Genomic DNA, 21,780 nt, shown 5'->3' on the forward strand with positions numbered 1-21,780 from the left:
TATCAATAATTATGTCACTATATGATTAGTGACTATTTAAGATCGCGTCGACAGTGTCATCGTAGTTAAGCCCGACCTGTTGGCTGGCTAGTGGAAACACACTACGCTTAGTCATGCCAGGGATTGTATTGACTTCAATGGCATAGAAAAAACCATCTGGGTCGGCCATGATATCAACGCGTCCCCAGCCTGAAGCTCCGACACTTTCGAATGCGCGAGCAGCCAGTGACCGAATGGTTTTCTCTTGCTCTTCGGTTAAATTTGCCGGGCAGTAATATTGTGTATCTGCAGCACTGAATTTAGCGTCATGATCGAAGAAAGAATGCGAGTGATCGATTTCAACGGCTGGTAGTGCGACACCGTTAAGTAAACTGACGGTAAATTCACGGCCATGAACGTAGTCTTCAATAATAACGGTATCTTCATACTTGAAAGCTTCATCTACGAAGAATTTCAACTCATCTAAATCGTTTGCTTGGTTAATGCCAATGCTACAACCTTGAGTGGTTGGTTTTACGACCACAGGAAAGGTGAAGCTATCTGCACGTTCATCTAATTGTGAGTCTGTAAAATAGGCTTTTTGTAGCTCGATAAATTGGGGCGTCGGTATGCCAGCTGCTTGCCATACTTTTTTGGTTAGTCCTTTATCTATCCCAATAGCAGATGCACGATGGTGGCTGCCGGTATAGGGAATTTTCAGCATTTTAAGCGCCGCTTGCAACGTACCATCTTCACCTATACCACCATGCAGAGCGAGAAAGGCTTTATCAATGTTATGGGCTTTAAGGCTGGTTAAGTCGAAATTTTCATCAATGTCGACAGGTACTACATCATAACCTTTACGCTGTAGTGCTGCGGATACAGCTTCTCCAGACATTAATGACACCGCGCGTTCACTTGAGCTGCCACCGTAAAGTACTGCAATTTTCTTTAACACGTTAGATTTCTCGTTATATAGTGATATAAGTGTGTAGTTACAGCAAAACTGTATGCACATATTTGTTGGGAGGCAATATTAACATCGGAGTGTTTTATGTCTAATAGTTCATACAAGATTTTGGTTATCTGTATGGGGAATATTTGTCGTTCCCCAACTGCTGAGGCCGTATTAAAGAAGAAAGTGCGAGATCGCGGTCTTCATGTCTTGGTCGAGTCTGCTGGTACTATCAGCTACCATCACGGAAATCGTCCTGATCCGCGCTCAGTTGCTGCAGGCGAAGGGCGTGGTTACGATTTCTCTGGGATCACAGCACGCTCGATTCAACCTTCTGATTTTGAAGTGTTTGATAAATTGTTAGTTGCAGATAGAAATAATTTAGAAGATGTACTGTCGATTTGTCCACCAGCACTGCATCATAAAATTGCATTGTTTTTGAGCTATGGAGAAGGGGAATTGGATGAGATACCAGACCCTTATTATGGCGGGGCACGAGGTTTTGAGTATGTGTTAGATTTAGTGGAAGATGCCGCTGATCGCATACTAGATTCTATTCAAACGACGCTGTAATTATTTGATGTATTGAGCTTAATTAATTAGTTTGTTTTTTAGATATAAAAACGCCCGCAATAGCGGGCGTTTTTGTAACTTACGTTGTAGCTGATTATGCAACAAAATGGTTAAACAGGTTAACGCTCTTGCTAGCAAGCCAGATTAACCGCCCAGGGTATCTGTTGCTACTTTGTAAGTTGGATCTTCCATTAGGTTCACTTCTACCAAGTTGCCTGCTTTTTTAAGTAGCGAGCGACATTCTTGGCTAAGGTGGCGAATGTGAAGCGTCTTGCCTTGGCGTGCATAGCGCTCAGCAATCGTATCAATGGCTTCAATGGCAGAGTGATCCGATACTCGTGATTTTGCAAAATCAATAATCACATCTTTCGGGTCGTTTTTAGCATCGAATAGCTCAAGGAAATGCGAGGCTGAACCGAAGAACAGTGGGCCATTCACTTCATACACTTTAGTGCCGCTTTCATCTGTGTGTGTTGCTGCGTAAATGTGTTTTGCATGTTCCCAAGCAAAGACAAGTGCAGAGTAGATAACACCGACAATAACAGCCAATGCAAGGTCAGCAGCAACAGTGACGCAAGTAACCAAGATGATTGCAAAGAAATCATGCTTAGGTACTTTACGTAGCATCTTAAGGCTTGCCCATTCAAACGTACCGATCACAACCATGAACATCACACCCACAAGCGCAGCCAGTGGAATGATTTCGATCAGCGCGGAGCCGAATAGAATGAAGAGTAATAGACCAACAGCACCCGTAATGCCAGATAAACGACCACGGCCACCAGAGTTAATGTTGATCATTGACTGACCAATCATCGCACAACCACCCATAGCGCCAAATACTGAACACGTTACGTTAGCCATGCCTTGGCTGACACACTCTCGGTTACTTTGACCGCGTGTACCTGTCATTTCGTCAATAACGGTTAGCGTCAGTAGTGATTCGATTAGACCAACAGCAGCAAGTACCAATGAGTACGGTAGAATGATTTGCAACGTTTCTAAATTGAAGCCGACTTGCGGTAGTGCAAATGTAGGTAAGTTACCTGCAAGCGTTGCATCTACATTACCACTCATCGAGCGTACAAAATCGATAACAGTACGAGAGTCTAAGCCAAGGCCATGAACCAATGCTGTCACTGTGATGATCGCAACAAGTGACGAAGGCACTGCTTTGGTGATTTTAGGTAGGAAATGGATGATGAACATCGTTAAACCTACTAGCCCCAGCATGGTGTAAAGCTCAGCACCTTGCATCCACTGGAGTGTTCCCGCAGCATCTGGCACTTTAAATTGGCCAAGTTGTGCAAGGAAAATAACAATCGCTAAGCCATTAACAAAGCCGATCATCACAGGGTGCGGTACCATTCGGATAAATTTCCCGAGTTTAAATACACCCGCGAGAATTTGCAGTATACCCGCGAGCATGACTGCGGCAAAAAGGTACTCGATACCGTGTTCAGCAACCAGGCTGACCATGACCACTGCCATTGCACCTGTCGCACCAGAAATCATACCTGGACGACCACCAAATACGGCAGTAACTAAACCAACGATAAAGGCTGCGTATAGACCAACCATAGGATCAACGTCAGCGACAAAGGCAAAAGCAACGGCTTCAGGCACTAAAGCCAGCGCTACAGTTAAGCCTGATAGAACGTCATTCTTTACAGACTGACGTGAAAATTGAGGGAATTCAAACATGTTTAATAAGGGCTGCTTTATTTTATAGAAGAGGGTATAAAGTCGCGAATCCTACAGAAAAGCCTCATTTAGTTCAACTTATATGCTGACTTATTACTGCTTTTAATATAATTCAGATGAATTAAAGTGTTGTGTAGTGATAAATCACGCTTTATATCATTTGGATGAAACGTAAACAAAAAGGCCATGCAGAAGCATGGCCTTTGTTTATAGCTTGATGCACGTATTAGCTAAGCATAGTGCTTGCCATTGGTGCAGTTGCTTTGCTAGTTGCTGTTTGGCTACCTGCTTGGCGCGCTTGTAGGCGCTCCTCACGTAATGGTGCACTTGCTACAACAACCGCTTCTGCAGTCTCAACTGGTGCCGGTGCTTTTGCCATCATCGCAACAGCATGTCTGCCTCGCGGTGATGTTACTGTTACCAGCACTTTCTCAGTCGGTGCTGCTACAGGAGCAACTTCTGCTTTAGGCTCAGCAATAACAGGCTCTTGAGCAACTTGAACTGGTGCACTTGGTGTTTCAGCAATCTCTGCTACTGGCGCTTCTTGAGCAACAACAGTTTCTGTAGCAGCTGCGATATCTTCAGTAACGGCTTCATCACGAAGAGGGAAAGCTTTACCCATTGCCAGTTCAGGCATAGCAACACCAGATAGTGCTACTGCTTCTTCAACTGTTTCAACAGGTGCTTCTACTGCTGGCGTTGCTACAGGTGCGACTTCAATCGCTGTAACTGCTGGTTTCGGTGCGCGAGCCCATACTTTGCCCATCGCCATTTCTGGTGATGCAACACCAGTGCGAGGACGAATTGCTTGAGGCTTCTCAACAACTGAAACAACATTTTCTAGGTCGTTTAGTGTATCCGTGTCTTCAACAACAGCATGGCTGATAGCTTCTGAAGCAACATCTTCATCAGATGGTTGTTCAACACGCGTATCACGCAGACGACGACGGCGTTGGCCGCTTGCACGTAGATGACGAGGAGAACGACGGTTACGGCGTTGGCCACCTTCACGTTCGTTTTGTTCTGCATCTTGGTCTTGATCAACATTCTGCGCTTGTTCTTCAACAGCGTTTAGCGGAGCAGTCTCAGATTGTGCTTCTTTCGCCATTGATGTACCCATCTCTTGAAGAGGAGAGGCTACTGGCTGTTCAACAGTTTCTGATACTGGAGCTTCAACGATCGCTGTATCTTGTACAATTGCATTTTCTGCTTCATCAACAACACGTACTTTCTTACGAAGTTGGCGGCGTTGACGGCGCTGTTTGATCTTCGCTGTCTTTGCTTGCTCGCGTTGTTGATCTTCTGCTTGAACGTTGTCAACAACAGCGGGTTGTGGCTCTTGTTTCTGACGTTGTTTTGGCGCTTGAGTCTCATCTTTACGAGCTGGACGTTTTTGATCTTTTACTTCTTCGTTACGAGGCGAACGTTGTTTGTTCGGCTTGTCACCTTGGGCATTGCGATCTTGACGTTCTTGCTTCTGCTTATCGTTACGGCGCTGGCGCTGTTCACCTTGGTTTTTCTCACCACGGTTGTTGCGCGGATTGCGGTTTTCACGATTTTCGCGGTTGTCATTTTCGTTGTCGTTACGCTCACCATCTTGTTGGCGATTGTTACGGCGACGGTTGTCTTTATCGCGACGGTTATTGCGGTTGTTGCGGTTATTGCGGTTGTCACGACGCTGACGGTTATCTTTTTGCTCTTGTTCTTTCTTTTCAGTTTCTTGCTCAGCAGAACCAGAGAAGAAGTTAGCAATTGCAGAGAATAAACGACTAAACAGGCCTGGTTTTTCTTCTACTGGTGCTGGCGCGGCAGCTGGTTTGGCAGCGGCTGGTTTAGCTGTAGGAGCTGGCTGTTTTGGTGCTGCAAAACCTTGAAGTACAGGCTCTTCACGTTTCTTAATGATACGCTCAGGTTGTTGTAGTTCTGCGGCTTCCGCTTCTTTCAATGCTTCCAAGTTCTTTGGAATTAAGTATGAAAGTGCATCACTTTCTTCACCACCACGAACACGTAGTACTTCGAAGTGAGGAGTTTCCATATCTGCGTTCGGCACGATGATGACACGAACATTATGGAATTTCTCGATGTGCTGAACAGAGCGACGCTTTTCGTTCAGTAGGTAAGAAGCAACGGCAACAGGCACAATAGCAAGTACTTGTGCGCTATTATCTTTCAATGCTTCTTCTTCAATTAAACGAAGAATAGAGAGAGCCAGTGATTCGTTATCACGAACAACACCAGTACCCGTACAACGCGGACATACATGGTGGCTTGCTTCAGCCAAAGAAGGGCTTAAGCGTTGACGTGACATTTCTAGTAGACCGAAACGAGAAATACGACCAATCTGTACGCGAGCACGGTCAATACGAACGGCTTCACGTAGACGGTTTTCAACTTCACGCTGGTGACGCACTGGCGTCATATCGATAAAGTCGATAACAACTAGGCCACCAAGGTCACGTAGACGAAGTTGACGAGCAATTTCATCTGCCGCTTCAAGGTTAGTCTGTAGTGCTGTTTCTTCAATATCACCGCCCTTTGTTGCGCGAGCAGAGTTGATATCAATCGAAGTAAGCGCTTCAGTTGGGTCGATAACAATTGAGCCACCAGAAGGCAAACGAACTTCACGCTGGAACGCAGATTCGATTTGGCTTTCAATTTGGTAGTGGCTAAATAGTGGCACTTCACCTTCGTAGCGCTTAACACGAGATAAGAAGTCTGGACGAACCAGCTTGATATGATCGCGTGCACGGTCGAAGATTTTCGGGCTATCAATCAGGATTTCACCGATATCACGACGTAGGTAGTCACGAATTGCGCGTGCAATTACGTTACTTTCTTGGTGAATCAGGAAAGGCGCTTCAGCTGCATCAGCGGCTTCTTTTACTGCGCTCCAGTGATTAAGTAGAACATTTAAATCCCACTCAAGCTCTTCTGCTGATTTGCCAACGCCAGCTGTACGAACAATCAGACCCATACCTTGTGGTAGTTCTAATGTGCTTAGTGCAGCTTTAAGTTGGGTACGCTCTTCACCTTCGATACGACGAGAGATACCGCCAGCACGAGGGTTATTAGGCATCAGTACAAGGTAGCTACCAGCAAGAGAGATAAAAGTAGTTAGCGCAGCACCTTTGTTGCCTCGCTCTTCTTTATCGACTTGAACGATAACTTCTTGGCCTTCATTTAACACTTCCTTGATGTTTGGACGACCTTGGTAAGTGTAGTTAGCTGGGAAGTAATCGCGTGCGATTTCTTTAAGAGGGAGGAAACCATGGCGCTCAGCACCATAATCAACGAACGCTGCTTCCAGGCTTGGTTCGATGCGCGTGATGCGACCTTTGTAGATATTTGATTTTTTAGATTCGTGGCCAGGGCTTTCGATATCAAGATCGAACAGCTTCTGCCCATCAACTAATGCGACGCGCAACTCTTCCTTCTGAGTTGCGTTAATCAACATTCTTTTCATTTTTATATACTCGTTTATTGTCGTTGTTATAGCGAGTAGATCAGAGATTCTTTATCGACGGTGCCAGACTCCAAGACTGTATATGAGTGCAGCCTCACGGCTGGGATTTCAGGAGTGCTTTTTGGCTACACTTATTAGCCAGCTGTTTCAGATGGTTAAATCAGAAAATAAACAGCCGGCATCACCACATCGACGCGGTTGTATCTACGCATCAATAAAAATTCTTTAATCAAACACGCTAATAATGCTCTAAAAACGCTTAACGTCTTACGCCATCTGCTGCGTACGAATTTAAAGCTGCATAAATATTAGTCGTTTAGGTGAGATAATCATCACCTTGTCAAATAAGTAGGCGTTTTGCCCTACTTAGTACGCAATGATAGCAGGCAGCATTTTTTGCGGCAATCAGCTTTATACCAATCCCATCACTATCAAATCATTCTTGCGGGTTAAACTCACTGATAACTGCGTTATAGATTTTGTAGGTAGAACAACTAGCTAACTGCAATCTATGTCTAGTTCTTAGTGTTTTTTCCTGCGTAATATTCTGCTTAGTTAATTAATGGTCTTGGTATTACATGCGAGTTGTACCCAAAGTACTCATGAACATAGCATCAAATAGTCATTTGGGTATACAATCATGCCCCATGAATGAAGATAAACCAAAAGTGCATTTCATCGAGATTACTGATGATTTTGCAGGCCAACGGATCGATAACTTTCTCCGTGCTCGGCTTAAAAACGTTCCAAAAAGTATGATTTACCGCATTTTGCGCAAAGGTGAGGTGCGAGTAAACAAAAAACGTATAAAACCTGAATATAAATTGCAAGATGGCGATCTTGTACGTGTTCCGCCAGTTAAGGTGCCGGAAAAAGAAGCACAAGCGCCGCTAAGTACTAAGCTCGACAAAGTGGCAGAGTTAGAGTCATGCATTATCTATGAAGATGATCATATGCTGATTCTAAACAAACCGTCGGGTACGGCTGTCCATGGTGGTAGTGGTTTGAAATTTGGTGCAATTGAAGCATTGCGAGCATTACGTCCTGATGCGCGCTTCCTTGAATTAGTTCACCGTATCGACCGCGATACATCGGGTATCTTGCTGATAGCGAAAAAGCGTTCTGCGTTGCGTCGCTTGCAAGAACAGTTTAGAGAGAAGACAGTACAGAAGTATTACTTTGCTTTGGTAATGGGGGAGTGGAAAGCAAGTTGCAAGAAAGTGACTGCGCCACTACTTAAAAATGAAGTGAACAGTATTGTTCGTGTGAACCCTAACGGGAAAGCGTCGGATACGCGTTTTAAAGTATTAGAGCGATTAGATAAGTCGACGCTTATCCAAGCGAGCCCTGTTACTGGTCGTACACACCAAATACGTGTGCACTGTCAGTATGCTGGTCACTCCATTGCGTGGGACGACCGCTATGGTGATCCACGATTTGATGCGTTTACCAAAAAAGCTGGGCTAGACCGTTTGTTCTTACATGCTGCCAATATCAAATTCACTCATCCGGGTACGGATGAGGCGATGGATATTAGTGCGCCAATGGAAGCCAAATTACAGCGTGCCGTTGAGAAACTGCGTGTGAAAGGCTAAAGCTAGCGCACTATCGTCAGCGCTAATAGTTAGGCGGCGATAATCATGTTCAGGATGGACAAAGAGAGGTGACTTAGGTCACCTCTCTTTTATTTTAGTGATTTGTTTAGCTGATATTTGTTGGATGTACTCTGTTACAGGATCTGTATGCCTTGTTTTTCAAGCATTTCACGTAACGCAATCAGTGGCAATCCAACTAGTGTGTTAGGGTCTCGTCCTTCTAGGCGGTCAAATAGCACAATGCCTAAGCCTTCACACATAAAGCTGCCTGCACAATATAATGGCTGCTCTCGCTCAACGTAACGCTGAATTTCTTGCGTAGTTAGAGCGCGAAAATGAACATGAAAGGGCTCGCAAATAACATCGGATAAGCCAGTTTGCGCATTGAAAAGGCAAAGCCCTGTATAAAAGGTGACAACTTGGCCACTTGCGTTAGCCAATTGGCGACAGGCATTTTCAATAGTATGAGGTTTACCTATAATTTCACCATTGATTACACAGACCTGATCTGAGCCTATAATAAGGTGCTCAGGATGGCTAACGGCACATGCTCGGGCTTTTTGCTCTGCGAGTCTAACAACAAGTTGTTCCGCAGATTCGTTGTCCAGTGCTTGTTCATCAGTATTTGGGCTTGCTGTTTCGAAGGGGTAACCAAACTTTTCGAGCAAGGCTTTACGAAATGGCGACGTTGAAGCTAAAAGCAGAGGCTGTGACATGGTGATATCTCGTTATAGGTTTATTGCCTGTATTCTAATATTATTACCCTGTGTCCGCAGCAGTTGATGAATAAAACAGCATGAAGTGATGGTTATTTCACCGTACTGAAGTGCACTTACAAGTGACTCATTGTGTTGCTGAAAGTAAGATATAAACAGGAAATAGACATGTTTTATAACGGTTCACTAAGTAACACTGAGTGAATTGGTTAAAAGCTAGTAATTCACACACATTTCCTTTGACTCAAACAAATTAGAAGGCTAATATTCGCGCCCTATGCAAAAGGTAAAATTACCGTTAACGATGGATATCGTTCGCAGCGCTCAAAAAAGACTCGACTATGATGGCATCATCAAAGCTGATCTTTTAAAGCGTTTGGCGAAATCTGTCCAGAGCGTAACAAGTGATGCAAACGTCACCTTATCATTTGACTTTGACCAACGTCACCTTGCTTTCATGCGCGGAAGTGCAGATGTTGAAGTGACGTTGACCTGTCAGCGATGCCAGGAAGAGTTCCAACACAAATACGGTGTTGAGTTCTGTTTTAGTCCGCTCCTCAAACCAGAGGCAGTTGATGAGTTCCCGGAAGCCTATGAGCCGGCGGAAGTCGACGAAAATGGCGAGATCAACCTAATTGAAGTCATCGAAGATGAGCTGATGTTAGAATTACCACAAGTCGCAATGCATGATGAAGCTGACTGTAAAGCTAGCGGAAACATGACTTTTGGTGAGATCCCCGTTGCTGATGAGCGTCCGAATCCGTTTGCAGTATTGAAAAATCTAAGTAAGTAATTTAACAGGAGTAGGGTTAATGGCCGTACAAAAGAGCAAAAAATCACGTGCAGCACGTGGTATGCGTCGTTCACACGATGCACTAACAACTTCAGCTGTATCTGTAGATTCTGCAAGTGGTGAAACTCACCTACGTCACAACGTGACAGCTGACGGTTTCTACCGTGGCCGCAAGGTTATCAACAAATAAGGTTGAACCTTGAGTGGTCTAACCGTTGCACTTGATGCAATGGGTGGGGATTTCGGTCCTCATGTAATAGTGCCTGCCGCTGTGCAGGCATTGTTACAATACCCAGAGCTAAAAATTATATTCTATGGTGATCAAAGTGCGATCACATCTCAACTATCTCTTCATAATCACGTTTCACACCCTCGAATCTCTATTGTTCATTGCGAACACATCATAGAAAACAACACTCGTCCGTCTCAAGCTTTGCGTCATAGCAAAGGTACTTCTATGCGTATGGCTATTGATGCTGTCGCTGAGAAGCAAGCCGACGCTTGTGTCAGTGCGGGTAATACTGGGGCGTTAATGGCGTTGTCACGCTATATTTTAAAGCAGCTCCCTGGTGTTGAACGGCCTGCGCTTGTCTCTGCTATTCCAACTAAAAATCACAATAAAACATGGTTGCTTGATTTAGGGGCTAATGTGTCATGCGATGCTGATACATTATTCCAGTTTGCTGTGATGGGCTCTGTAATGGCGGAACAGTGCGATATTGAAAAGCCACGTGTTGCGCTGCTCAATATTGGCGAGGAAGAAATTAAAGGCAACGATTTAGTGAAGCGTTGCGCAGAGATGTTACATCAATCACCAGATATTCATTTTATTGGCTACTTAGAAGGTGATCAGCTTTACTCTGATAAAGCGGATGTTGTGGTTTGTGATGGATTTGTCGGCAATGTTTGTTTGAAAACAAGTGAAGGTGTTGCTGATTTATTTATCTCGAGCTTCAAAAAAGCCGTGATGAGTAATCCAATAAAAGGTTTATTGGCCAAATGGTTATTTAGTGACCTATTCCAAAACCTTAAGCAGTTGAACCCCGACCAGTATAATGGTGCAAGTCTGCTAGGATTGCGCGGTATTGTGGTCAAGAGCCACGGAAGTGCCGATATAGCAGCTTTTACATATGCCATTGGTGAAGCTGTACACGAGGCCAAACGACAAATACCGAAAAAAATCAGTCGTCGTTTGGAAGAAGTCTTACTCGAGAGGCCTTATTGATTTTCATGAACAGTAAAATATTAGGTACTGGTAGCTACCTACCAGCACAAGTGCGTACTAACGCCGATTTAGAAAAAATGGTCGACACAACCGACGAGTGGATCGTTGCGCGTACTGGTATTCGCGAGCGTCGTATTGCCGCTGAAGATGAAACCGTTGCGGTAATGGGCTATCAAGCATCTTTAAACGCTATTGAAATGGCGGGCATTGATAAAGAAGATATCGACCTGATCATTGTGGCGACGACCAGTGCAAGTCACGCATTCCCATCAGCGGCTTGCCAAGTGCAAGGCATGCTCGATATTAAAGGTTGCCCTGCATTCGATATTGCAGCTGCGTGTTCTGGTTTTGTTTATGCGTTAAGTATTGCAGATCAGCATATTAAAACGGGCATGGCGAAAAATGTTTTAGTGATCGGTGCTGATGCGTTATCGCACAAGTGTGATCCTAACGATCGCGGTACGATCATCTTATTTGGTGATGCTGCTGGTGCTGTGGTTGTAGGTGCAAGCGAAGAACCTGGTATTCTTTCTACCCATTTACATGCAGACGGTCATTTTGGTGGTTTACTAAGCCTAGCGACACCTGAACATGGTGAAGCATTTACTGATGATAAATGGTTGTACATGGCGGGTAATGAAGTCTTTAAGGTTGCGGTAACACAGTTATCAAACCTAGTTAAAGATACGTTAGCGGCGAACAACATGGACAAGTCTGAGCTAGACTGGCTTGTTCCGCACCAAGCGAATTTACGTATTATTTCAGCGACAGCGAAAAAGTTATCCATGTCGATGGAACAAGTGGTTGTTACCCTTGACCGTCACGGTAATACCTCCGCAGCAACAGTGCCAACAGCGCTGGATGAAGCGGTACGCGATGGCCGTATTCAACGTGGCCAGACGATGCTGTTAGAAGCGTTTGGTGGCGGTTTTACTTGGGGCTCTGCGCTCGTTAAGTTTTAATTTTATGGCTGTTGATGCGTCTGCAGCGGTAACTCTTACAAAAAGAACTGAATATTATTCAGTAAAATAAGAATAAGGATTCTCGGATGTCTAAGTTCGCGATTGTATTCCCTGGTCAGGGATCTCAAGCAGTTGGCATGTTGGCTGAACTAGCTGAAAAATTTTCTGTCGTTACTGACACATTTGCTGAAGCATCTGAAGTACTAGGCTACGACTTGTGGGCATTAGTACAAAACGGCCCAGCAGAAGATTTAAATCAAACGCACCGTACGCAACCTGCATTGCTAGCAGCGTCTGTTGCAATTTGGCGTGTATGGCAACAAGAAGGCGGGGAGCAACCTACTGTTGTTGCTGGCCATAGTCTTGGTGAATACTCTGCGCTTGTATGTGCTGGCGTTATTGACTTTAAAGATGCGATTAAATTGGTTGAACTACGTGGCCAATTAATGCAAGAAGCGGTTCCAGCAGGTGTTGGTGCAATGTCTGCAATCATTGGTCTTGATAACGACGCGATTGCAAAAGCTTGTGAAGAAGCAGCACAAGGTCAAGTTGTGTCGCCTGTGAACTTTAACTCGCCAGGCCAAGTGGTTATTGCGGGTAATAAAGAAGCCGTTGAGCGTGCAAACGTATTGTGTAAAGAAGCGGGTGCTAAACGTGCATTACCACTTCCAGTATCAGTACCATCACATTGTGAACTTATGAAGCCTGCTGCTGACAAACTAGCTGTAGCACTTGAAAATATTGAATTTAACGCACCTGCAATCCCTGTGATTAACAATGCAGATGTGGCAACTGAAACCGATCCTGCTGCGATTAAACTAGCGTTAGTAAAACAGCTTTATGGTCCAGTTCGTTGGACAGAGTCTGTTGAGCGTATGGCATCAGAAGGTATCGAACAGTTGCTTGAAATGGGCCCAGGTAAAGTACTTACTGGTCTGACAAAACGTATTAATCGCGCACTTGGTGGTTCTGCGGTAAATGATTCTGCTTCTGTAGAAGCAGCAAAATAACTGAATAGTTATTGCATTACCCACTAAGTAGTATTAGTTAAAGAGGAATAACAATGAGCCTGGAAGGTAAAGTTGCACTGGTAACAGGTGCAAGCCGTGGTATCGGTCGTGCGATCGCTGAAATTTTAGTCGAGCGTGGCGCAAAAGTAATCGGTACAGCAACATCTGAAAGTGGCGCAGAAGCAATCAGCGCTTATTTGGGTGAAAACGGTAAAGGTCTGGCACTAAACGTTACATCGCCTGAGTCGATTGCAACGGCGCTAACGCAGATCAAAGAAGAATTTGGCGATGTTGACATTCTTGTTAACAATGCGGGTATCACCCGTGATAACTTGCTTATGCGTATGAAAGATGACGAGTGGCAAGATATTATGGATACCAACCTAACATCGGTATTCCGTCTGTCTAAAGCAGTACTACGTGCAATGATGAAAAAGCGTCATGGCCGTATTATTAGTATTGGCTCAGTCGTTGGTACTATGGGTAATGCGGGTCAAACCAACTATGCGGCAGCAAAAGCAGGTTTGATTGGCTTTACTAAGTCAATGGCGCGTGAAGTGGCTTCTCGTGGTATTACAGTAAATGCTGTAGCACCTGGTTTTATCGAAACCGATATGACAAAAGCCCTGAATGATGACCAACGTGCTGCTACACTAGCAAACGTACCTGCAGGTCGCTTGGGTGACCCACGTGAAATCGCGGCAGCTGTTGCTTTTCTAGCCTCTGAAGATGCTGGTTATGTAACAGGTGAAACGTTGCACGTAAATGGCGGCATGTACATGATTTAACCAATAAAGTTGTAAAACTTGATGATGCAAGTCAAAGTCAGTGTATTTTCATGCAAAATCGTGGTTTGACCAGCACTGTGATAGTTGCAACTTTTGTAGTAATGAATAAACTACAGCAAATCGCATTAGCGAATTCTTGTTTTAAGGAAATAGATTAATGAGCAACATCGAAGAACGCGTAAGAAAAATCATCATCGAGCAACTGGGTGTAGACGAAGCTGAAGTTAAGAACGAAGCTTCTTTTGTTGACGATCTAGGTGCTGATTCTCTAGATACAGTTGAACTAGTAATGGCTCTTGAAGAAGAATTCGATACTGAAATTCCTGACGAAGAAGCTGAAAAAATTACAACAGTTCAAGCAGCAATCGACTACGTTGTTGGCGCTTCTGAGTAATTAAGAACACCTCAAGGCGGTCACCATGACCGCCTTATTTCTTTATGTATCCCTGTTTAAACCCTCAATTCCCGGAGAGATAGATCGTGTCAAAGCGTCGCGTTGTTGTTACTGGCATGGGAATGCTGTCGCCTGTAGGCAATACAGTTGATTCTTCATGGAAAGCACTGTTGGCTGGTACTAGTGGTATTAGCAATATTGAGCATTTCGATGCAAGTGCTTTCGCTACTCGTTTTGCGGGTATGGTGAAAGACTTCAATTGTGAAGAATACATGACTAAGAAAGATGCTCGTAAAATGGATTTATTTATCCAATACGGCATTGCGGCTGGCGTTCAGGCTCTGAAAGACTCTGGTTTTGAAGTTACTGAAGAAAATGCACCACGTATTGGTGTTGCTATTGGTTCAGGTATTGGTGGTCTTGGTCTTATTGAATCAAACCATCGTGCATACATGGAAAAAGGGCCGCGCAAAATTAGCCCGTTCTTTGTTCCATCTACAATTGTTAATATGATCGCTGGCCACATGTCTATCATGCATGGTCTTCGTGGTCCAAATATTGCAATTTCTACTGCGTGTACAACTGGCCTTCATAACATTGGCCATGCTGCACGTATGATCGCTTACGGTGATGCAGATGCAATGCTAGCGGGTGGTGCAGAAAAAGCATCAACTGAGCTAGGCATGGGCGGCTTTGCGGCTGCTAAAGCACTATCTACACGTAACGACGACCCACAAGCGGCTTCTCGCCCATGGGACAAAGACCGTGATGGTTTTGTTCTTGGTGATGGTGCGGGCATGATGGTGCTGGAAGAGTACGAACATGCAAAAGCGCGTGGCGCAAAAATTTACGCTGAACTTGTTGGTTTTGGTATGAGTGGTGATGCTTATCACATGACTTCACCAAGCCCTGACGGTTCTGGCGGTGCATTAGCAATGGAAGCGTGTATCCGTGATGCGGGTATTAATGCGGATAAAATTGGTTATATTAATGCACATGGTACTTCAACACCTGCGGGCGATGTAGCAGAAACGCTTGGTATCAAGCGTGCTATGGGCGCGGCAGTGAACGATGTACTGGTTTCATCAACTAAATCAATGACTGGCCACCTTCTTGGTGCTGCGGGTTCTGTTGAGTCTATCATTTCAGTGATGGCGCTAGTTGATCAAGCAGTTCCACCAACAATTAACCTTGAAAACCCAGACGAAGGCTGTGATTTAGACTACGTCGCGGGTGAAGCACGTCAAGTAAACCTTGAGTACTCTCTATGTAACTCATTTGGTTTTGGCGGCACAAACGGCTCGTTGCTGTTCAAGAAAATTTAATTGTAACCTGTTATCATAAAGCGGCCTGGTATTCTTACCGGGCCGTTTTTTTTTGCCTATACCCCAACCATTATTAGGGTGGGTATAATCGTTATAAGTGAGTGGATATGACGTGCATTAATGGAGCTGAAGCTGAGTATATAGCGGTGAGCGATCGTGCGATGCAGTATGGTGATGGTTGCTTTTCCACTATTTTGGTTGAACAGGGAAAGCCTCGTCTTTGGCCTTTACATCAAGCTCGTTTTGAAAAAACATTAGCCGCGTTATCCATTCCCATGCCTGATTGGCTGACAGTTCAGCAACAAGTCGAACGTATTGCTGCTAATTTTGCCAGTAAAGGGGTGGTAAAGCTTTTAATCAGCCGAGGTAGTGGGGGGCGAGGTTATAGTCCTACAGGATGCGAATCGCCGAGTGTCGTGATTTCACATTCTCCATTCCCAAACCACTATCATGGCTGGCAACAAGTCGGTATTGAGTTAGGTGTCTGTCAGCAAGCATTAGGCCTTTCACCTATGTTGGCTGGATTTAAACACCTTAACCGATTAGAGCAGGTGTTATTGAAGCAAGAAATTGAATCTTGCAACTGGGCAGATGCTGTCGTTTGTGATGTGTTGGGACAAGTCGTGGAGACGTCTGCATCCAATATCTTTTGGCGAAAAGGAAATACTATCTTTACGCCAGATTTATCAATGGCAGGGGTATGTGGTGTGATGCGATCACATGTAATGACATTGATTAAATCGACGCCATATTGTCTGGAGATTGTAAAATCACCACTTGATGCATTGCTTTGCGCAGATGAAGTCTTTATTACTAATGCCCTAATGGCGTTGGTGCCTATTAATCAAATTAATGAACATTCCTTTACTGAGCGCATGGCGTTTAATGAGTTGAATAAGAGGTTGTATTCGTGCTGAAGAAGTTATTGTTAGTTATCGTGGTGTTAGCGGTAGTTGGCGCAGGTGCTATTGGCTGGTCGTATCAACAGGTCGTGGCATCTTTGTCGCAACCTGTGATTAATACTGAATCGAAATTATTTACGGTTACACCAGGTTCAAGCTTTAGAGGCGTATTGAATCAGCTGGATCGTGCGAAAATTATCAAGCAAACGCGCTGGACCCGCTGGGTGGTAAAGCTTGATCCATCATTAGCACAAGTTAAAGTGGGTACTTACCAAATTCCAACAGACCTGACACTACATGGTGTATTAGCCTTGCTAACCAGTGGTAAGGAACATCAGTTTGCGATCACCTTAGTGGAAGGTGACCGTTTTTCAGATTGGTTAACACAACTAAGCCAAGCTCCGCATATCAAACATGCGACTGAAGGCATGAGTGAAGCGGATATCGCAGACAAGATTGGCGCGACCACAGATAAGCTAGAAGGGTACTTGTTACCTGAAACCTACCATTACACGGCAGGTACCAGCGATCTAGAAGTATTGCGCCGTTCGTTTAACGCGATGGACAGTTTATTAGGTTCAGCGTGGCAAAAACGTGATCAAGCTATTCCGCTTAAGACGCCCTATGAAGCGTTGATCATGGCCTCGATTATCGAGAAAGAAACCGCTGTTGATAATGAACGTACATTAGTGTCGTCGGTTTTCATGAATCGTTTAAATAAAGGCATGCGCTTACAAACAGATCCAACGGTTATCTATGGTATGGGTGAGAACTACAAAGGCAATATTCGTAAAAAAGATTTACGTACGCCAACCCCATACAACACGTATACCATCTTTGGTTTACCACCTACGCCGATTGCGATGCCAAGTGAAGCATCGGTATTAGCCGCAATGAAGCCAGAAAGCAGTAACTATTATTATTTTGTTGCGGATGGTAATGGCGGTCACAAGTTTTCGAAGTCACTCCGTGAACACAATCGCGCAGTACGCGCCTACTTAAAAACATTAAGAAAGTAATGAACGGTAAATTTATTGTAATTGAAGGCCTTGAAGGCGCAGGGAAAAGCACTGCCATTAAGCAGGTGGTGGCGACGTTAGCTGCACAAGGGATCCATGATCCACAATCTACGCGTGAGCCAGGCGGAACACCGCTTGCTGAACAAATGCGTACCTTGGTGAAAGAAGGTCACCCTGATGAGCCGTTAACTGATATGGCTGAATTGCTACTGCTTTATGCTGCGCGTATTCAGCTAGTGGATAATGTGATTAAGCCTGCACTTAATTCAGGCCGCTGGGTTGTTGGTGATCGCCATGACATGTCATCGCAAGCATACCAAGGCGGTGGACGTGGTTTTGATAAAGCCTTGATGGAAAACCTACGTGATACTGTTTTAGGTGATTTTCGTCCTGACTTTACGATTTATATGGACATCGATCCTGTGCTCGGGCTTGAACGTGCTCGTGGTCGTGGTGAACTTGATCGTATTGAACAGATGAATGTTGATTTCTTCCACCGTGCCCGCGCGCGTTTTCTTGAGCTTTCAGAGAACGATAGCCGTGTTGTTATTATTGATGCAAGCCAAACGCTAGATGCGGTAACGGCGGACATTACAGCAGCGCTAACGCAGTGGTTGGAGACGCAGTAAATGTTATACCCGTGGCAAGAAGTGCTATGGCAACAATGGCAGCAATTGATTGCTCAAAAGCGTTTGCACCATGCAATTTTGCTGACTGCGGCAAAGGGCAGCGGGCGGGCTGTTTTAGCCAAGCACTTAGCGCAAACCGTTTTATGCTTGAATGGCGGCAATGAACCATGTGGTTTATGTCATGCTTGTCAATTATTCGATGCTCAAACGCATCCAGACTTCCACTGGATAAAACCAGAGCAAGAAGGTAAGCAGATCAGTGTTGATGTGGTGCGTAAATGTAACCGTTTAGCGGTTGAGACTTCACAACTTGGTGGGCGTCGGGTGATTTTTATCGAATCCGCTGATGCATTAGGTGAAGCAGGTGCGAATGCAATTCTAAAAACATTGGAAGAGCCGCCACAAAATTGTCAATTTATCCTGACATCCCAGTCACTCGATAGCCTATTACCGACGATTGTCAGTCGCTGTAACAAGTGGCGCTTAAGTGTGCCAGATGAAGCACAAGCCAAACGCTGGGTAGAACAGCAGCTAAAGCAATCTATCAGTGCCGAGTCTGTCCGTTTAAATTGCGGCGCACCATTGGCTACGCTAGCCTTTGTCGAGCAAGGACAAGATATTCGCCATGGCAAGCTAATTGAAGCTTTTGCTGAATTTTTACAGCCGCCTAATGTTGGTTTATACGATGTCGCGGGTCTGTGTGCCAGTGAAGGCGCGGTAAGTCTGCAATGGCTAAGTTTTTTCTTACTGGATTGTATTAAGTACCAACAAGGCGTAACAAGTCATCTCGTTCACCAAGAATCAGTCACCAAGGTAGAGCAAGTTGCACGTACTGTGCCCGCGGCGGTCTTGATTCGACAGGCTAGACAGATTAACCAGCTCCATCAACAATTACAGAAGCACACAGGCCTTAACAGTGAATTACTCATTGTTAAATGGTTGAGTACTTTTTTGAAAGAAGAATAGAAAGAGGAATATAACGTGTTAGTGGATTCACATTGTCACCTTGACAAACTTGACTACGAACAGCTCCATACAGGGATTGATGATGTGTTGGCCAAAGCGAAGGCTCGCGGTGTCGAGTACTTTTTGTCTGTTGGTGTTACCTTACGTAGCTTCCCTGCCATGATGGAGATGATTGAACCTTACGATAATGTTTTCGCATCGTGCGGTGTTCATCCATTGGATATTGACTCTGGTTTGGATTACGAGCAATTCAAGACCTATGCACAAAATGAGCGTGTGGTTGCGATTGGTGAAACAGGGCTTGATTATCACTATCAACCTGAGACAGCACAAGCACAGCAAGATATCTTCCGCCAACATGTGCGTGTTGCAGTCGAGCTGAATAAGCCGTTGATCATTCATACGCGAATGGCACGTGAAGATACCATGCGTATTTTGCGAGAAGAAGGTGCAGAGAAGTGTGGCGGAGTATTGCATTGCTTTACTGAAAGCCTAGAGATGGCGCAAGAAGCGATTGAACTTGGTTTTTACATTTCAATTTCAGGCATTGTAACCTTCAATAAAGCCAGCGAGCTGAAAAATGTAGTCAGTAATTTGCCATTAGAACGCTTGCTTGTTGAAACGGATTCTCCTTACCTTGCGCCAATTCCATATCGTGGTAAGCAAAATCAGCCAGCGTATGTGAAAGAAGTTGCTGATTACATTGGCTTGTTGAAAGGGGTTTCTGGTGAAGAAGTAGCTAAAGTGACCACTGAAAACTTCTTTAAACTTTTTTCGCGAGCTAAAAATAAGTAACTGGTATTAGAGGGGCTTATGTCCCTCTGGTTTTAATGTTTACTTGTTTTGTTGATAATTCGCTAGTGGCATACTGGTAATTGATTAATTATCAGACAAAACTATCAATTTACCTCTAAATGTAGTTTTGTTACGTAAAATAACAAGCGTTACAAGATTGAAAACTGCATAAAAATCCCTTTTGTTACTTTTTGTTTTCAATTAAATTCTTATTTTACAATGGGTTGCTGGTGTTTGGTCCGCTTTTTTACACGTTTTGCACGCAAAATGTAACTGTGATCTATATTATGTTTTGAAATTATATTTCAGGCTCTATTGGTATTTATGATTGTCATCAAGTTATATTTGCACCCGCATTTTATACTGATGCCGAAATATATAAAAAGAGGTCTAGCATTATGACTACGGGGGTATGTCGCTAGTACCGATTCAATTCAAACAATACATCTCACTCAGGAGCACAATATGTTTAAGAACTTATTTGCAAACCTACAGAAAGTCGGTAAGGCGCTTATGCTGCCTGTATCGGTTCTTCCTGTAGCTGGTATTCTATTAGGGGTTGGTGCTGCCAACTTTAGTTTTCTTCCAGAAGTGGTTTCTCACTTAATGGAACAAGCTGGTGGTTCCGTATTCGGTCAAATGGCTCTGCTATTTGCTGTTGGTACTGCGCTTGGTTTTACAAACAATGATGGTGTTGCGGGTCTAGCAGCTGTTGTTGGTTACGGCATCATGATTGCTACACTTAAAGTGATGGCAACTGTAATGGGTGTTGATGGCATTGAGACTGGTGTTCTTGGTGGTATCCTTGCCGGTGGTGTTGCTGGTTGGGCTTTCAACAAGTTCTACCGTATCCAACTTCCTGAGTACCTTGGCTTCTTCGCTGGTAAGCGTGCCGTGCCAATCGTAACAGGTTTTGTTTCTATTGCTCTAGGTCTTGTACTTTCTATCGTTTGGCCTCCAATCGGTGGCGCAATTGCGGCATTCTCTGATTGGGCTGCTAACCAAAACCCAGTAATGGCATTTGGTATCTACGGTGTAATTGAACGTTCTCTAATTCCTTTTGGTCTTCACCATATTTGGAACGTACCGTTCTTCTACGAAGCGGGTTCTTGTGTGAACGCTGCTGGTGAGCAAGTGAACGGTATTATGACTTGTTTCCTAACTGCTGATGACGCATCTCGTGCTGCAGGTAACGGTTTCGGTCAACTAGCTGGTGGTTACTTATTCAAAATGTTCGGTCTTCCTGCTGCTGCAATCGCGATTGCACATTCAGCGAAACCTGAAAACCGCGCTAAAGTAATGGGTATCATGGCATCTGCTGCGTTAACTTCATTCCTTACTGGTATTACAGAACCAATTGAATTCGCATTCCTATTTGTTGCTCCAGTTCTTTATGCAATCCACGCAGTACTTGCTGGTGTAGCATACATGCTAACTAACGCATTAGGTGTTGTTCACGGTCATACGTTCTCAAATGGTTTCATTGACTTTGTTGTTCAATCGCCACGTGCAGAAAACATGCTGCTTCTTGTTGGTCTAGGTATTGCTTACGCTGTAATCTACTACGTCGTATTCCGTGCTGTAATTCGTGCTCTTGACCTGAAAACTCCAGGCCGTGAAGATGAAGACGAATCATCAGAAGCTGCTTCTACAGGTACAGAGCTAGCGAAAGATCTAGTAATGGCATTCGGTGGTAAAGACAATATTACTGGTCTTGATGCTTGTATCACTCGTCTACGTGTATCAGTAGCAAGTGTTGAAAACGTAAACCAAGATAAACTGAAAAAACTAGGTGCAGCAGGTGTTGTTGTTGCAGGTAGTGGTGTTCAAGCTATCTTCGGTACTAAATCTGATAACTTGAAATCAGACATGGATGAGTGGATTCGTAATAACTAATACGAATTAACCATACATAAATATTTAGGGAAGCTTCGGCTTCCCTTTTTTGTGTCTGCGTTTTCAGTTCTCGTATTTGTGAGTGTTTAAA

The 21,780-nt window shown here is 44.3% G+C and carries 20 protein-coding genes; 16 read left to right on the plus strand and 4 right to left on the minus strand.

The window, feature by feature from the left end; translation table 11 throughout:
- Window positions 1-25: 25 nt before the first annotated feature.
- Complete coding sequence (locus OCU87_RS05705) at window positions 26-937, minus strand: D-alanine--D-alanine ligase (protein ID WP_162267736.1); 912 nt, start codon at window positions 935-937, stop codon at window positions 26-28.
- A gap of 96 nt (window positions 938-1,033) precedes the next feature.
- On the opposite strand from OCU87_RS05705, the gene OCU87_RS05710 reads away from it, so the two are divergent.
- Window positions 1,034-1,507, plus strand: coding sequence for a low molecular weight protein-tyrosine-phosphatase (locus OCU87_RS05710; RefSeq protein ID WP_062688549.1), 474 nt, complete (start codon window positions 1,034-1,036; stop codon window positions 1,505-1,507).
- Window positions 1,508-1,651: 144 nt separating this feature from the next.
- Here the strand turns inward: OCU87_RS05710 and OCU87_RS05715 are convergent, their stop codons facing one another.
- Window positions 1,652-3,211: a SulP family inorganic anion transporter gene (locus OCU87_RS05715; protein WP_062688551.1), complete on the minus strand. Its 1,560-nt coding sequence runs from the start codon at window positions 3,209-3,211 to the stop codon at window positions 1,652-1,654.
- A gap of 226 nt (window positions 3,212-3,437) precedes the next feature.
- Window positions 3,438-6,674, minus strand: a complete 3,237-nt coding sequence (gene rne / locus OCU87_RS05720; protein ID WP_261857981.1) for a ribonuclease E — start codon at window positions 6,672-6,674, stop codon at window positions 3,438-3,440.
- 647 nt (window positions 6,675-7,321) lie between these two features.
- Here rne and rluC point away from each other — a divergent pair.
- Window positions 7,322-8,269, plus strand: coding sequence for a 23S rRNA pseudouridine(955/2504/2580) synthase RluC (gene rluC, locus OCU87_RS05725; protein ID WP_062688554.1), 948 nt, complete (start codon window positions 7,322-7,324; stop codon window positions 8,267-8,269).
- 134 nt (window positions 8,270-8,403) lie between these two features.
- Here the strand turns inward: rluC and OCU87_RS05730 are convergent, their stop codons facing one another.
- Entirely contained in the window at window positions 8,404-8,985 is a 582-nt protein-coding gene (locus OCU87_RS05730) for a Maf family protein (RefSeq protein ID WP_261857982.1), read from the minus strand.
- Window positions 8,986-9,262: 277 nt separating this feature from the next.
- Between OCU87_RS05730 and yceD the strand changes: the two genes are divergently transcribed.
- The 14 genes from yceD to ptsG all read left to right on the plus strand — a co-directional run bounded on the left by yceD (window position 9,263) and on the right by ptsG (window position 21,689).
- Window positions 9,263-9,778, plus strand: a complete 516-nt coding sequence (gene yceD / locus OCU87_RS05735; protein ID WP_062688556.1) for a 23S rRNA accumulation protein YceD — start codon at window positions 9,263-9,265, stop codon at window positions 9,776-9,778.
- 19 nt (window positions 9,779-9,797) lie between these two features.
- Window positions 9,798-9,968 (plus strand): 50S ribosomal protein L32, encoded by a 171-nt coding sequence (rpmF, locus tag OCU87_RS05740; protein ID WP_062688557.1) that lies wholly within the window; start codon window positions 9,798-9,800, stop codon window positions 9,966-9,968.
- Window positions 9,969-9,977: 9 nt separating this feature from the next.
- Window positions 9,978-11,003 (plus strand): phosphate acyltransferase PlsX, encoded by a 1,026-nt coding sequence (gene plsX / locus OCU87_RS05745; RefSeq protein WP_083540825.1) that lies wholly within the window; start codon window positions 9,978-9,980, stop codon window positions 11,001-11,003.
- Between the two features lie 5 nt (window positions 11,004-11,008).
- Entirely contained in the window at window positions 11,009-11,965 is a 957-nt protein-coding gene (locus tag OCU87_RS05750; protein WP_062688559.1) for a beta-ketoacyl-ACP synthase III, read from the plus strand.
- Window positions 11,966-12,051: 86 nt separating this feature from the next.
- Window positions 12,052-12,975 carry an ACP S-malonyltransferase gene (gene fabD / locus OCU87_RS05755; RefSeq protein WP_062688561.1) on the plus strand — a complete coding sequence of 308 codons (924 nt, stop codon included), beginning with the start codon at window positions 12,052-12,054 and terminating at the stop codon, window positions 12,973-12,975.
- A gap of 53 nt (window positions 12,976-13,028) precedes the next feature.
- Window positions 13,029-13,763 carry a 3-oxoacyl-ACP reductase FabG gene (gene fabG, locus OCU87_RS05760; protein WP_094955770.1) on the plus strand — a complete coding sequence of 245 codons (735 nt, stop codon included), beginning with the start codon at window positions 13,029-13,031 and terminating at the stop codon, window positions 13,761-13,763.
- Between the two features lie 157 nt (window positions 13,764-13,920).
- Window positions 13,921-14,157 carry an acyl carrier protein gene (gene acpP, locus OCU87_RS05765; RefSeq protein ID WP_062688563.1) on the plus strand — a complete coding sequence of 79 codons (237 nt, stop codon included), beginning with the start codon at window positions 13,921-13,923 and terminating at the stop codon, window positions 14,155-14,157.
- Between the two features lie 86 nt (window positions 14,158-14,243).
- Window positions 14,244-15,482: a beta-ketoacyl-ACP synthase II gene (gene fabF, locus OCU87_RS05770; RefSeq protein ID WP_062688565.1), complete on the plus strand. Its 1,239-nt coding sequence runs from the start codon at window positions 14,244-14,246 to the stop codon at window positions 15,480-15,482.
- A 107-nt stretch (window positions 15,483-15,589) separates the two neighbouring features.
- Complete coding sequence (gene pabC / locus OCU87_RS05775; protein ID WP_094955771.1) at window positions 15,590-16,399, plus strand: aminodeoxychorismate lyase; 810 nt, start codon at window positions 15,590-15,592, stop codon at window positions 16,397-16,399.
- On the plus strand, window positions 16,393-17,403 hold the full coding sequence (gene mltG, locus OCU87_RS05780) for an endolytic transglycosylase MltG (RefSeq protein ID WP_261857983.1): 1,011 nt from the start codon (window positions 16,393-16,395) through the stop codon (window positions 17,401-17,403). Before pabC ends, mltG begins: the two co-directional genes overlap by 7 nt.
- On the plus strand, window positions 17,403-18,032 hold the full coding sequence (tmk, locus tag OCU87_RS05785; RefSeq protein WP_062688568.1) for a dTMP kinase: 630 nt from the start codon (window positions 17,403-17,405) through the stop codon (window positions 18,030-18,032). Before mltG ends, tmk begins: the two co-directional genes overlap by 1 nt.
- Window positions 18,033-18,998, plus strand: a complete 966-nt coding sequence (gene holB, locus OCU87_RS05790; protein ID WP_261857984.1) for a DNA polymerase III subunit delta' — start codon at window positions 18,033-18,035, stop codon at window positions 18,996-18,998.
- A gap of 15 nt (window positions 18,999-19,013) precedes the next feature.
- A complete protein-coding gene (locus OCU87_RS05795; RefSeq protein ID WP_062688571.1) occupies window positions 19,014-19,793 on the plus strand; it encodes a TatD family hydrolase in 780 nt (259 codons plus the stop codon).
- A 465-nt stretch (window positions 19,794-20,258) separates the two neighbouring features.
- Window positions 20,259-21,689, plus strand: coding sequence for a PTS glucose transporter subunit IIBC (ptsG, locus tag OCU87_RS05800; protein ID WP_062688572.1), 1,431 nt, complete (start codon window positions 20,259-20,261; stop codon window positions 21,687-21,689).
- The last annotated feature ends 91 nt before the right edge of the window (window positions 21,690-21,780 follow it).

The organism is Photobacterium sanguinicancri, from assembly GCF_024346675.1.
In the GTDB taxonomy this organism is placed as follows: Bacteria; Pseudomonadota; Gammaproteobacteria; order Enterobacterales; family Vibrionaceae; genus Photobacterium; species Photobacterium sanguinicancri.